Source organism: Duganella rhizosphaerae, assembly GCF_040364205.1.
Taxonomy (GTDB): domain Bacteria; phylum Pseudomonadota; class Gammaproteobacteria; order Burkholderiales; family Burkholderiaceae_D; genus Rugamonas; species Rugamonas rhizosphaerae.
This window is the reverse complement of record NZ_BPWK01000009.1, coordinates 134066-146691: the sequence shown is the minus strand read 5'-3', so window position 1 is coordinate 146691 and position 12626 is coordinate 134066. Positions and strand designations below refer to the sequence as shown.

Sequence of the window (12626 nt, the reverse complement as noted above, 5' to 3'; positions counted from 1 at the left end):
AGGAAAATGCCCGTGAACCTTTTGAACAGACACGTCGATATCGTCGCCGATTTCCCAAGCCCTCTTGGCGGCAGTGGCGCAATCCGTGCCGGTGAAACTGGACGGGTTGTTTGGGACGAACCTGACGGCGACGTGATCGTTGAATTTGAACGAGAGGTTCCAAATGAAGGACTGCTACCGAATAGGCGACAGGCATGGGTGCCGCGCTCGATGGTGGCGATTACAAAATCGTAGATGGGAAAATCATGACCACCCATCAGTCTGGGCGAATCTACAGGGCGGCCAAGAGCTTTTATGACCTGGCAAAACCAGCTTTTGACGACAACAGTATCTTGGAGAGCAACGTGATGGCCGTCGTCGCCAACCTAGCTTTAGCGGTCGAGCTGTTTTTAAAGGCAGCCGACGCCAAAGTGACCGTGTCGCCTCGCGGTGTTGATGGTCCGCTGGGTCAGGCGAAGATCGAGTCTAACGTCTGGGGGCACGACCTTGAACAACTGTTCGATAGGATGGACCGGACAGTATCGACTCGGTTGCAGCAGTTGTTCGAACAGGAGACTGGCAAAGAACTGAAGCCACTCTTGGTCGAATGCAAGGATTACTTTGCGCACGCCCGCTACTTCTACGAGCCCAAACATCAGCACGGTTTTACCGTTTCGGCGGTGAAAATCCTTGCTGAAGGCCTTGATGCTGCTTTGATGAAAGGCTGGGGCCCGCAGCCCTAGGAAAATCCATGAGTGAATTTTTTCAGTACGTGCACGATGCTGGCCAACAGACAGTTTATCGGTTCCCTTTGCGTCCGCAGGTAATACCGCAGCCGCAGGGGAAGACCAAGAAAAAGAAAATTTACCACTATGTCCGCATGGAGATTTCGATTGCTCGTGCAGACAATGTGCTGACTGGGCATCGATGGAAGTACCCAACGAGCGATTACCCAAGTTTCACCTACGACGACCGATACGATGCGGACGAAGCCGAACGCTACTTCATGCTCCATTATGCGCCCCGTGGGGAAGCGATCAGCAAGGAAGAGTACGAGATTCTGGCATCTCAATATACCAAGAAGTGAACGAAGGAAAACATGCAACAGATTGCCTACCTACTAGCCGCGGCCGCTGCGCTGTCAGTCCCGGCATTGGCAAATTCGGCCGCGAAAATAGTACCGCTTTCTTCTGCGGAGGAACGACAGTGGGTCGGCGCCGTCAAAGCGCATAAAACCGCCGATAGCAGGACGGTCGCGGAGGTACTCGCCCTGGTTGAAAAACATGCGCACGGCCGTTTCAAAGTCGCCTCGTATAACGTGATGTACGACTGGAAGGGGCAGCCAAGTTCAGTGGCAATATCGTATTGGATTGGCACTAAGCGCGCGCGCGACCTGACATTCTCGGACATCGATTACCCGATGAATCGTAATGGAACAATCGCGAAGATTTCCTACGCGGACCGGCCGACCCTGGAAGCTCTGGAGAAGGGCGCTGACGCCATGCTCGCCGAAGTCGAGCAACACTACCGCATAGACTGTCCGGCCAACATGCCGTCCGATCACTGCTGACCAAGGAAACTGCACCAGGTCTTACCATAGCCGCCCATGAGGCGGCTGGTGCATTGAGAAGGTCCGGCATAGTGCCGGGCCAACATGAGGACGAGGACTGATGGACTACATGCCAGAAATTGAACGCGCTAGGATTACCGTCGAGCACGCAATGCGCGACGCTAAAGACCTCGCGGATAAACTGCCTGATGGCCATGCAAAGCTGTCGGCCCTGGCTCTCGTGTCTCAACTGGTATCCGCTTCGGTCATCTTGGGTATCCGGGAGCCTGCCGTACCATGCCGTCTCGATTTCATTGCACTTAATGCGCCAGAACCCATGGACGGCTATATGCGCCGCTCTGCCAATGCCGTGCTCAGCGAGCGCCTGCGCCAGGTGGACGTGAAAGGCTGGACGCCAGAGCATGATGACGAAGAGCATTCAGGATACGAGCTGTTAAATGCTGCCGCGTGCTACGCGGCGGGTGAACCACTGTCGGGACTCTGGCCAAACGGGTGGGAATTTAAAGAAACGGGCAGGTATCGTATGTTGGTCAAGTCCGGAGCTTTGGTGTTGGCAGAGCTTGAACGAATTGATCGGGAGAGGGCCGTTTCGGAGGGCCACGGACATGGGGAATCTGTTCCGGCGCAAGACGACGAGTAATTCAAGGAAAATGCGCATTAGCGCCCGTGCTGGCCGGATGCCAGGGCCTGGTATTAATGTTGAAGGGGTAGAAAATGAGAAAACTTGTGGCCACAATGGTCCTGGGTGCTATTTTGACGTCCAACGCAATTCTCGGCACTTCCACTGCGATGGCGGCTGACCAGCCGGAATATAAAGCGCCAACGAGAGCGAGGTCTTCCATAATTTTTGATTCTTCCGGCAACGCTGTGTTCACTTCGAATAACGTGATCATTGGATCTGCGGTGAATTTTCGTCCTGCAAAAGACCTTCAACCAATAACGCCGGCTCAAGTGCTGACGGATGAATCCCCAGACGATCCAGTGGGGCCACCCAAGCCTGACCCTGATGCTCCAAAACCTCCAAAAGTTCCTGACCTTAACCAACCACAACCGAAGCCGAAGCCAAAGACCAATTGCGACATGACGCCAGGCTGTATTCCATTGGGCAAGAATGCGCGTTTGATCAGATACGGGCGTGATTTCCGGGACATCAATGTATACAAACTCGAATCAGGCGTACTGAGCAAGGAAGTAATGGGCGCTGCGGGACGAACACTTCAAGCTGTTGAAGCAAAACATCAGTAAAAATTCTAGCGTTGAAAATGCGCCAGGCGGCGCCTGCAATCGGTCGGCCGCCGGCGCAAGCAGGGAAAAAGGAAATTGCCGTATAAACGGTTTATAAGGAAATGTATGGACCAGAAAGCAATTGAAGATGCGGCACGCGCTGCGGCCGCTGCCGGTTTCCATGTCGGCCATGTGTTCGTCCGTCATGATGGTGATGACGCGCACATCAAATGCACTTCGTGCGGTGCCGAAGAAATTGTTAAGGACTACAGCAACGGTAAGCATCCTCAAAAGTTCGTATATCAGCCGACACGGATGGATGGCCGGGAGTACGTCAAATGCGAGTCGTGCCGCCGCGTCCATGATCGCGTTGTTCCATTCGCGCGTTAAGAAAACCGAGGGGAATTATGACCACTCTAGACGCCAAGACATTTGCTCAGATCACCGAAACCGTGCGTGGAGCGGTTCACCGTTTGTACACCACGAGTCCGCCGAAGGACGCTGCGCACGTCGCCCAGCACCACGCTATGGCCCTCGGCATGATTATCGTTTGGGCCGATCTGTCGTTCGATATGAGCGGTGATCGGGCCGCCCGCGTGCAGGTCCAGGGCGAGCTGGAATCGGAGGTCGAAAACTTTGACATCCAAGCGCGCCAGCGCCTTGGCCTGCCACACTAGGGAAAATCGCCATGAACTACCGCCCTGTGACCGGACCGTGTGCCTTGCGTCTCAACCGTGACCACACGCCGGATGTGCACGATCCGCACGGGTGCGTGCTTGCGGTCGGGCATGCCGGTCCACATGAGTTCGTCGCGAAAAATAGCCAAGCGTGGCAGTGGGAGACTGATTGGGAATGCGACTGCGAAAGCTGCATGAGCGACGGGGATTTCTGCGTCGTGTACTGGCCTAAAGAAACAAGCCAACAGCCTGCCTGACGGCTAAGGAAAACGGTATAAACCGTTTTTTAAATTTACGTAACGATTAACGGAAATCGGTATAAATCGTTTTAATATTAACGTAACGCGTAACGGAAAAATTATGGATCTCTACACGAAGGATGGCAAGCCGCTGCAAGTAAGCGAGCCTTTTGTCTACAGCCGCTCTGGAGTGCCGGTAGGTCGCATTAAAGGCGAAAAGGTATTTGGTCCTGACGGCCAGTATGTGGGCACGATTGTTGGCGATCGCTTGGTCTATCGCTCCACCCAAAGTGCATCGGTAGGCTCGCCGTTCTCGGTAGCTCATCGAGCCGGTTCGGCAAAGGCGCACCGTGCAGGATCTGCCATGTGGGGCGACGAACCAAACATTCCGGATTAAAGATCGGAAAATCATGAGCAAACTGTTGGAATTTCTTCTGCCTCCTAAACTGAGTAACAGGTCAATTCCGCCGGCTAATAAAAAGGCAGCGCCGACGTATTACGAACGAAACCGGCTTTGGCTGAATTCGCTGGTGGGCGCTGTATGTTCGTTTGCGCGCTGAATTGACCCACTCCGTTTGACCCTCCCTCCACTGTCTGGCGAACGCCGCGACCCTGTCGTAAGACCCCTTGAATCCTAAATTGATAAGCTCCTCGTGGAGCTGCTTAAGGCTGCGTCTCTGCTTACGGGATTTGGCCGCCTCGGTCTTGAGCCAGCCTGAAAGCTGGAAGGCGTATGGATCGATGGCGCTGGCGGATTGGCGCTCCGCATAGGCGGGTTCAGTGATTTCCGAGCGCAGATAGCGCCGGACGGTGTTACGGGAAATGCCGAGCCTCTTGGCGATTTCCCTGAGCGGGACCTGGTCACGAAGGTGCCAGCGTCTGATTATTCCTAGTAATGCCACGTCAATCACTCCGATCCCCTACTCATTCTGATAAGTAGGATTGTGTGCTAAACTGGACTGAACCCCTCGGGCTGGACCAAGGTAGCAAGATGAAGTGATACGCTTGTCGAGCCTTCACAAGAGGAGCGACACCATGTCAGTTAGAGGACCATACCGGCGGCATAGCCTGCAATTTAAAATTCAGGTCTGCACCGATGTTCGTAGTGGCAAAGTCGGACGCCGGGAAGCGTTGAAGACGCACAACCTGTCAGCCAATCTCATGCAGATGTGGCTAACGCAGTTTGATCGCGGTGAGCTGGATTTGGAAGAGGCCGCCGCAGCTACCGTGGTTGAATACGAGGCCCATATTGCCGCCCTGGAGCGCAAGGTCGGCCAGCTCACCATGTAGCTCGACCTCCTTAAAAAAACACCTCGGCTGCGACTCGTGAGCGACAACGAGACATCATCGATCGTCAGCGGCCCGAGGCCTGCTCCATCCGACGGGGATGCCAAGTGATCGACCTTCCTCGGAGCACCTACTATTATCGACCAAGTGCTGCAGAACGGCAGATAGATGACCTGGCTTTGGTCGGCCTGATCGACGACATCCACGACGAATTCCCCGGTTACGGCTATCGTCGCGTTACGTTGGAACTCAATGCACGAGGCCATGTGATCAACCACAAGCGAGTCGCCAGAATCATGAAAGCCCATGATTTGCATGCCCATCGAAGGCGCCGCTTCAAACCGGCAAAAGGTTTCGAGGCCGATTTATGTGTATATCCGAACCTGTATCGTAACAATATCCCGACGGAACCAGACCGCGTTTGGGTTGCAGATATTACGTATATCCGCGTTGCAGCCGGGTTCGTTTATCTGGCAGTTATTCTCGATGCCTGTAGCCGTAAAGTCATTGGCTATGCCTTGTCGCGGCAGATCGATACGCCGCTGGCATTGGCTGCATTGAATGCAGCCTACGTTGCAAGGCAGCCAGCGGCAGGCACCTGCATCCATCACACGGACAGAGGGTGCCAATACGCCAGCAGGCTGTATCGTGATGCGTTGGCGCAGTTTGGTTTGATTGGTTCGATGAGTGCGCCGGCGAACCTTTACAATAATGCGCAGGCGGAGAGCTTTATGAAGACCTTGAAAGTCGAGGAAGTTTATCTGGCTGGCTTTGAGACGTTCCGTGATGTTGCCAATAGGCTGCCGTATTTCATCGAACAGATTTATAACGAACGGCGCATGCATTCGGCGCTAGGCTATCAATCACCCAATAAATTCGAAGCACAACTCGCTCGGCAAGCGGCTTAAATCTGGAGACCCGATTGGTCCAGCCCGAGGGGTTCAGTCCAAAAGTGGGTCACCCATTAGCCGTCCACTGTCAAGAACACGAATTAAATCCTCGCGCTGCTCCGCGATTCGCTGCTGCCCCATCGCAGTGCTGTCTTTCAGCAGTAACAAATCGTGCCCTACGCCTCGTCGTGTGGTTACGTGAATCGCACCAGTCACCCATGTGGATCAAGCGGACGTCCGAATCGCTATTCCGCCCTGGCAGCGAGGCTGCCCCAGAAGCATCTCGGTTCCGTCTTGCGTCCAAGTGAAGGTCAATTCTCTGGCTGCCGATTGGCGACTCCAAACCCTTGTGGCTCACAATCCGGACGACTCATTTCCTGCAACAGCAACAGCGATGGCAAACGACGCGGTGTCCAATCAGTTTTGCTGGCTCAGTATCCAACCCACTTGCGGGCTCACCGGCCGTTGCCAAGGATTATGTGAAGCATCGCTCCACAGAAAACTTCTCGCCAGTCTTCAACATATGGAAGCAAGCGCGAGCGAGCTTGTGGGCCACCGCTTTGATGGCCACGATGCCGTTCCGTTTGGCTTTCTTCCGCTGATAAAATTTGCGGGCTGCTTCGCAATAACGGATCGCAAAATTGGCGGCTTCGACGTATGCCCATGCCAAGAAGCGGTTGCCGTTTTTGGTGTTGCCTTCGCCCTTTTTCTTTCCATTGGACATGTGAGCACTTCCGACGCAGCGGCAATATGACGCGTAATTTCCAACGTCGGCAAAGCGGTCAATATCGCCAGTCTCCAACAAAATGACTGTCGCCAGGATCGGCCCGATACCGGCTACGGAACATAAGAGACGGTAATTTTTATCGCGACGGCAGCGCTTTGACAACGTCGCTTCGATCTCATCGATTTGCACCTGGATCGCCTGCATAACCGCGAGGTTTGCTTTCATGCCTAGCGCCGCTGTCGGTCCAATCGGCATCGCATCGATATCATCTGCGGTCAACTCCTTGACGCTGTTGCCAGAAATTGTGGCGCCCATGTGCTGGGCCATGCTGGTTTCGATAGAAACGATCTGAGACGTCCGTTGCCCAACTAACTGCATGCGCCGGCGCGCAAGGTCGCGGAACGCGCGATCCGCTTTGGGCATGATGTGGCCCTCTGGCAGCAAACCAAGTCGAAGAACATGCGCGAGATGACGTGCATCGGATTCGTCGCCACGGTGCTTGAGACCGTCGTATTGTTTGATCGCCGTCGTGTTGGCCAAGTGTATTGAATGGCCGGCGGCCATCAGCCCGTCAACCAGCCAGTACCAGTTGTAGGTAGATTCGACGACCACACCAAACAGCTCCTGTTGATAAGAACTCAGCGCGGCACATATCGCTGCGAGATCGTTTGGTAGCCGCTTGGAATACACGACCTTGTCGGCGTCGTCGGAGACGACGACAAGGCAGTTATTGGAATGAAGATCAATGCCACAAAATAACATGACGTCCTCCTCGATAAAGTTCGGATTCGTACCGTGACTTTATTCCTCGGCTCTGCCGAAGGGAGGACGGCTAGATGATTATCAGTTTTCGGTGCAAATCAACAGCAGCATCTTGGGAGCAACTTGACGACGCTCTGAATGCACCGTTGTAGAGAGGAAAGTTCTAACGTTGGAGATGTGCCCTAGTGGTGCTCGCAACCGGCCGGCCGCCGGCGTATGAGGGGAACTTATGAGTTACGACAAAGAAGTGCCAGGGTGTTTTGGCAGCAGCGCTCTGAGTTTTGCAGGGCATCCGGCGGACGAAGACCGTGCTTTTGAATGGCTCAAGTCTCTGCGAGAACGTAATGTTGGCCATCAAGAAGCTCTTAACCAAATCAAGTCCTATTTGCAATTGAATGGCGCGAGCGCAGCGCACGTCAGCGCCCAGGTTGCAGAAGCCTCGCGCTATCTTAAACCGTGGCTTCTCGACTAGGAAAATTCCGCGCCGCCTGGTGCAATTAGGTGTTGGCGTGAGCGCGGCGCCGACGGCAGCCGGCCAGCAACTGGTGCGTGCCTGGGGAAGTGCTGGCCAGCGCCGGCACTGCGGTGCGCCGGCCGCCATCGACCTGGTGCTGGAATCGATCGAGGAGCCGCCCGGGCGCTGAGCTGGTGGAGCCGGTAGTTCAACAGCTGGTAGTCGCCCCATGGCCAGTGCCGCGCTGCGCGCGCCTGTGGCTGAAGTGGGTCTAACCACTTACCCAGAAATTACGCAATCGCTTTGGATGCCTTTGTTTGCTAAGACGGTTCGTTGCCGGTAGCCTGCTCCGTGCTCCCTGGCCCACGGCGCTGGTAATCAGCGCGACTGTCACATTTGGGCAATCCCATGCGGCTGAATCACTGCGGCGGCAGGGCAGGCGGAGAGGCGAGAGGCCACTGGACCGCTGACTTATGGCCGAAGAAGGCGCTTCGCGGCCATCACCGATCGGCACATCACGGTGGACTCTAAGTTGTTTCCGCAATTGGCGAGCGGGCTAAAGTTGGGGTGGAGCCGCGACTGGTAACGAATCCCTTCGAAGGACGCTGGATCTAGGGTCCAACCCAAGGGAGGCAGATTGAGCGCCTGCAGAGCACTTGCCGCTTGCGAGCGCTGCTGCAGTGTAGCGAACCAGCTATCCCGCTCGATGGGGCGCGGCGTTGGCCTGAAGCCCCGTCCCAGCTCTTGATACGTTAGATCCCAGGTGATTACTTGCGCGGCAGGCAGGCGCCGCCGTATCAGACGCTCGTAGGTCGCGGAGTGGCCTGAACGGGCGCCCTCTATCACATAGCCCGGCGCAGCGAGTTCGGCGATCAGACGGCCATTGTCGAAGCGCGTGCCCTCGTTAAATGGCATCCCTTCGCTGGGGTTGCTTTTTACAATGATGACGAACACATTTTCGAGTCCACGTTTGGACGCCACCAACTCGTCTAGAATGTCGTGGATGGAAGCGAGACCGGAGTTGTCGGCATAACCGCCATCGGCGATGGTGATTGGGAAAAAGCCGGGCCGACATTTTAACGGTGATGCATTCACCTTCGGCGCCGCAAGTGGTTGATCTGCACAGGATTGGGCGACCGGACTGGCAAAGGCGAAGCGGGCACTGTCCGACACTGCGGTTGCCACGTTTGTGTTCGGATCAAGATGCGCGGCTCCTGGGAACTTGGCATCGACGCTGCTATAGACAGCGCGCTGGCCATCGCTGGCCGCTGTAGTATTAAGGATCACCATCGGCATCTGTCCAGGCTTGGCGGCGAAATCGCTCACCGAATGGACGAATACCAGTGGGTCCGGAATCCTGCTGCCGTTGTCGGGGAAAGTCTTTTCCCATTGAGCTTGCCAAGATGTTGATAATGCGTTGGCACGGCGTGAATGTCCTGTCAGGATGGGCAACGCCGCCGGTAGCAGGTCGTGGGTTAGCAGGGTGTTGGCCAGGGGGCTGATGAAATCGCCTGAATAAAAGCGCGCCAATTGCGGGAGACGTGGCTCGTCGCCGAGGGGTTTCAACGGATTCGTACTTTCCGCCTTAGTGCCATCGTTGCGGGCTCCCAACCAAGTCACCGCACCCAACGCGCCACCGGAGACGCCGCTAACTGCGAGTACACGTTGGCCGAATAGTCCATTGCTCAGGTCGTCTGCGGTGGTGAAGGCCAACGCAGCATGCGCGGCTGCCCGCAAGCCGCCTCCCGACGCCGCCAATAAAATAATCGGACCGTGATCAGCGAGCCGTTCCCCACGCGCCGCAGTCCATGCATCGATAAAGGCATTGAATCCCTGCTCACGGTTCCAGGCGCCGATTTGCTGGCTACTTCGTTCGCCACCCACCTCATAGGCGGGATCGAGAAGCCAGATACTGTATGCCGCGTAGCCTAGAGTGAACAAGATAAACACTCTGCGAGCGATCATAGCTCCTTCACTCTGAAGCAGTCTCGCAATAGCGATCGTCAGGCCGGCGGTTGCACAAAGGGTATTCAAGGCTAACATGTCGTTGGGAAGCGCGGCAGCAGCCAATAGCGGGATTAGCCAGAGCATGGCGGCGTAGGGGCGGCGGCGTTCGGAATTATGCGTACGTGGCAGGCGGATGGCTATGGTCGCGATAAGCGAGGGAAGGAGCCACCATAATGCGAGCATGACAGCGTGGTAATCGAAGTGATGGTCGCCTGGCATCCGCCACGGCAGTGCGCCGCCGAGAAAGATGAATGCAATCATGTTGCTGCTTAGGAGGATATTGGTTGCGATCAGACTCGCAAGCCATAGGGGAAATCTAAGCTTGCTCTTCAGGCTTGCACGCAAATGCAAGAGGAGCACCACTACACCTCCGGCGATAAATGCTGCATTTTCCTGTCCATGCAACACGGCTACTTGGGACGCGAGGATGGTCGTAAAGAGTAAGATCGCGCCGGTCTTATCATGCTTGCTCAGCAAAACCATTGCTACGCCGGAGCCTACCAGACTCAAAATCGGGTAAGGAAACCAGTCATATATTTTGGGATGAAGGAATAGTGGTGCCAGAATCAGGATGTGGGCAGCCACGACGATGACGAGTCGTTGCGTCCACGCTTCGCTCCGACCGTAGTGAGGGCGGCGGGCGTTCACCTGTTGTGGTTTCAAAAAAGAAGCCAGCGTTAATATCACGCCGCAGCAAAGCAGCCACCAAAGCATCACGGTTCCATCCCCGCTATAAAATCCCGCTCCATCGTTAGATTCCGTTGGTATCAGCCAACCTGCGGACATGGACCGCGATAGCGTCACCATTTGCCCCGGAAGGTAGATCGCCATGAGGAGCGCAGCCAAGATGGTTAACGGAGCGAAGAGACGGGCCTCCCCGAGCAGGATGTGTTTTAGATATCCAAGGCTGGTCCTCATGATTTGGAGGCTGCGGGCGGCCAGCGATACCGGGATAACTTTGGTGGCATTGGCGCCTGATAATGGTTGCGAAACGGGATCTGGTGCTGAGCGAAGCATGGGTGTCTTAATTTGAATTCTCTGTGGCAATATTTTACAAGTTTGAGATGTTGCCTGTCATTAATATTTCGGAAGTGGCACGCTTAGTTTTCCCTGTGTAGCCGAGTCGGGTCGGAATTCACTGACGATCAACGGATTACGCAACACATGCTGGCTTCTCCTTGTACTAGTCCTTTCTTCGAGATTTTTTACTGCGGCTGGCCGAAGCAATTTTTGAATAAGAGGGTACTGCGCCTGCGGAAATTTATTAATTGAAAAAGCTGCTGTATGCGCGTGACGGAATGTCAAAATATATTTTTAAATTGTTATCTTTGGATAGATTTCCGTTCGAGAAGAAAGGCACAATGTGTTTGTAGGATTAGTCCTACGCGGCTTCTGGCCTCCGCGCGTATTCAGCCACTTCCTTTTGACTGGAACCAGACGCGAGCGTCGTGGCATAAGCTGTATTCGTTTCTTCTCGTAAGCAAGCTTGTTGCTTCCCAGTTGCACGTTAGGAAGGCACCAGTATGACGACAGGCGAGTTCACCGATCATGTAGATCTTGCATCCAGCATATGGAAAGATGCTGGTCAGTCCGCCGACGTCGCGACAACTGACCTTTTGGCCACTTCTGTCCAGGTACGCCGCCGCCAACCTATTGAAGGGCTTCAATGAATATTGACTTCCACTACGGCATGATTTATATCGTCGCGCGGCTGGCCGGACTCGGGCCAGAGCAGGCGAAGACCGTCGCCCATGCTTGCCAGTACGTCGACGATGCCACCACTGGGGACCTGTTGCATTTCGCAGGCGGAGAGACTTTCGAACGCTTTGCCAGTGCACATGAAATGATCGACTACCAGAACGTCAACTCCGACGATAACCGGACCGTATGGGCACCGTTCCACTTCCTGCCCGGCGGCGAAGGAGACACGTTCGAAGAGCGTGCCGTTTGCCGGCAGGACAGCGCCATCGCGCGCGATGCCGTGCGCTATGCAATCCGCGCCGCAGGCCAGGACAATGCGCTGCATCGGCTGGGCGTGACGCTGCATGTGTATATCGATACGTGGGCTCACAAGGGCTTTTCCGGCATCAGTAGCAACGGCAATGCGGTGCATGCGCTGACCTCGGAAGATATACAACCAGACACGTGGTTGCAGCGACTTAAGGCTAAAGCGGACCATATCGTCGATGCCGGCAAGACGTTCGCGTTGACTGAACTGCTGCCGCTGGGGCATGGCGCGGCCTTGCATTATCCGGACATGCCTTGGGCGAAATGGCATTACAAGAATGGTTACGGTGACGTCATTCAGCGGGATAACTCGCAGGACTTTATTGACGCGGCCGACATGGCTTGCAGGGCCATTCAGGCCCACCAGCAGGGCGTGGAAGAGTTTGAACGGCAACCGGGCCTGGACGGCGCACAGAAGGCTGTCCTGGTGGATCTGATCAACAGGAATCGGGACATGGATCCGGAAAGGCGGCTGGACTACCTGTCAGCCGCGGTGTCCAACGGCGCGGTGCCGAGCTTGGCCGAGACGATTCCTGTCTACATTGCCAAGGGGGCTGGTTCCTGGAAATCGCAGGCTACAGGCATCAATGCACGCGACGACGGTAATGACAAACCGATGTGGACCGAAGCATTCGAGTCGAGTGATTACAGGAAGTTTCATGACGCGGTCAAGGAGCATCGCTTTGCCGTGACCCAGCGAATCCTGCCGGCCCACAAGCTGCGTCTTGCGTAGCACTGTGGGGCAGACAGGCATCGGCGGCGAGCATGGCGAATCGCCATCCTTTCAGTGGTCCGATACAGAT

The 12626-nt window shown here is 55.4% G+C and carries 16 protein-coding genes and 1 pseudogene; 14 read left to right on the top strand and 3 right to left on the bottom strand.

The features are described from left to right. The first annotated feature begins 12 nt into the window (after nucleotides 1-12). The 9 genes from RUGAMON1_RS20180 (at nucleotide 13) to RUGAMON1_RS20140 (ending at nucleotide 4086) form a co-directional block, all read left to right on the top strand. Entirely contained in the window at nucleotides 13-234 is a 222-nt protein-coding gene (locus tag RUGAMON1_RS20180) for a hypothetical protein (protein WP_445232211.1), read from the top strand. Beyond that, a complete protein-coding gene (locus tag RUGAMON1_RS20175; protein WP_445232210.1) occupies nucleotides 195-722 on the top strand; it encodes a hypothetical protein in 528 nt (175 codons plus the stop codon). Before RUGAMON1_RS20180 ends, RUGAMON1_RS20175 begins: the two co-directional genes overlap by 40 nt. A gap of 8 nt (nucleotides 723-730) precedes the next feature. Then, a complete protein-coding gene (locus RUGAMON1_RS20170) occupies nucleotides 731-1066 on the top strand; it encodes a hypothetical protein (protein WP_445232209.1) in 336 nt (111 codons plus the stop codon). Between the two features lie 12 nt (nucleotides 1067-1078). Continuing rightward, nucleotides 1079-1549, top strand: coding sequence for a hypothetical protein (locus RUGAMON1_RS20165; protein ID WP_445232208.1), 471 nt, complete (start codon nucleotides 1079-1081; stop codon nucleotides 1547-1549). Nucleotides 1550-1649: 100 nt separating this feature from the next. Beyond that, the gene (locus tag RUGAMON1_RS20160) at nucleotides 1650-2189 is read left to right on the top strand and encodes a hypothetical protein (RefSeq protein WP_445232207.1); all 540 of its coding nucleotides are present in this window, start codon (nucleotides 1650-1652) and stop codon (nucleotides 2187-2189) included. Between the two features lie 74 nt (nucleotides 2190-2263). Further along, entirely contained in the window at nucleotides 2264-2794 is a 531-nt protein-coding gene (locus tag RUGAMON1_RS20155; protein ID WP_445232206.1) for a hypothetical protein, read from the top strand. A gap of 105 nt (nucleotides 2795-2899) precedes the next feature. Then, complete coding sequence (locus tag RUGAMON1_RS20150; RefSeq protein WP_445232205.1) at nucleotides 2900-3163, top strand: hypothetical protein; 264 nt, start codon at nucleotides 2900-2902, stop codon at nucleotides 3161-3163. Nucleotides 3164-3180: 17 nt separating this feature from the next. After that, the gene (locus RUGAMON1_RS20145) at nucleotides 3181-3450 is read left to right on the top strand and encodes a hypothetical protein (protein WP_445232204.1); all 270 of its coding nucleotides are present in this window, start codon (nucleotides 3181-3183) and stop codon (nucleotides 3448-3450) included. Nucleotides 3451-3810: 360 nt separating this feature from the next. Then, nucleotides 3811-4086 carry a hypothetical protein gene (locus RUGAMON1_RS20140; RefSeq protein WP_445232203.1) on the top strand — a complete coding sequence of 92 codons (276 nt, stop codon included), beginning with the start codon at nucleotides 3811-3813 and terminating at the stop codon, nucleotides 4084-4086. 184 nt (nucleotides 4087-4270) lie between these two features. On the opposite strand, the pseudogene RUGAMON1_RS20135 reads toward RUGAMON1_RS20140, so the two are convergent. Continuing rightward, nucleotides 4271-4600, bottom strand: a pseudogene (locus tag RUGAMON1_RS20135) (helix-turn-helix domain-containing protein); the annotation flags it as partial. Between the two features lie 124 nt (nucleotides 4601-4724). Between RUGAMON1_RS20135 and RUGAMON1_RS20130 the strand changes: the two are divergent. Together RUGAMON1_RS20130 and RUGAMON1_RS20125 are read left to right on the top strand one after the other, a co-directional pair. Beyond that, complete coding sequence (locus RUGAMON1_RS20130; RefSeq protein WP_445232202.1) at nucleotides 4725-4979, top strand: transposase; 255 nt, start codon at nucleotides 4725-4727, stop codon at nucleotides 4977-4979. A 53-nt stretch (nucleotides 4980-5032) separates the two neighbouring features. Continuing rightward, complete coding sequence (locus tag RUGAMON1_RS20125; RefSeq protein WP_445232297.1) at nucleotides 5033-5884, top strand: IS3 family transposase; 852 nt, start codon at nucleotides 5033-5035, stop codon at nucleotides 5882-5884. A 457-nt stretch (nucleotides 5885-6341) separates the two neighbouring features. On the opposite strand, the gene RUGAMON1_RS20120 is transcribed toward RUGAMON1_RS20125, so the two are convergent. Beyond that, complete coding sequence (locus RUGAMON1_RS20120) at nucleotides 6342-7355, bottom strand: IS110 family RNA-guided transposase (RefSeq protein WP_445232201.1); 1014 nt, start codon at nucleotides 7353-7355, stop codon at nucleotides 6342-6344. Between the two features lie 229 nt (nucleotides 7356-7584). On the opposite strand from RUGAMON1_RS20120, the gene RUGAMON1_RS20115 reads away from it, so the two are divergent. Further along, nucleotides 7585-7827 (top strand): hypothetical protein, encoded by a 243-nt coding sequence (locus tag RUGAMON1_RS20115; RefSeq protein WP_445232200.1) that lies wholly within the window; start codon nucleotides 7585-7587, stop codon nucleotides 7825-7827. Nucleotides 7828-7846: 19 nt separating this feature from the next. Further along, the gene (locus RUGAMON1_RS20110; RefSeq protein WP_445232199.1) at nucleotides 7847-7999 is read left to right on the top strand and encodes a hypothetical protein; all 153 of its coding nucleotides are present in this window, start codon (nucleotides 7847-7849) and stop codon (nucleotides 7997-7999) included. 281 nt (nucleotides 8000-8280) lie between these two features. Here RUGAMON1_RS20110 and RUGAMON1_RS20105 read toward each other — a convergent pair whose 3' ends face one another. Next, a complete protein-coding gene (locus tag RUGAMON1_RS20105) occupies nucleotides 8281-10734 on the bottom strand; it encodes a hypothetical protein (protein WP_445232198.1) in 2454 nt (817 codons plus the stop codon). A 748-nt stretch (nucleotides 10735-11482) separates the two neighbouring features. Here RUGAMON1_RS20105 and RUGAMON1_RS20100 point away from each other — a divergent pair. After that, a complete protein-coding gene (locus RUGAMON1_RS20100; protein ID WP_445232197.1) occupies nucleotides 11483-12556 on the top strand; it encodes a DUF6765 family protein in 1074 nt (357 codons plus the stop codon). Nucleotides 12557-12626 lie beyond the last annotated feature (70 nt).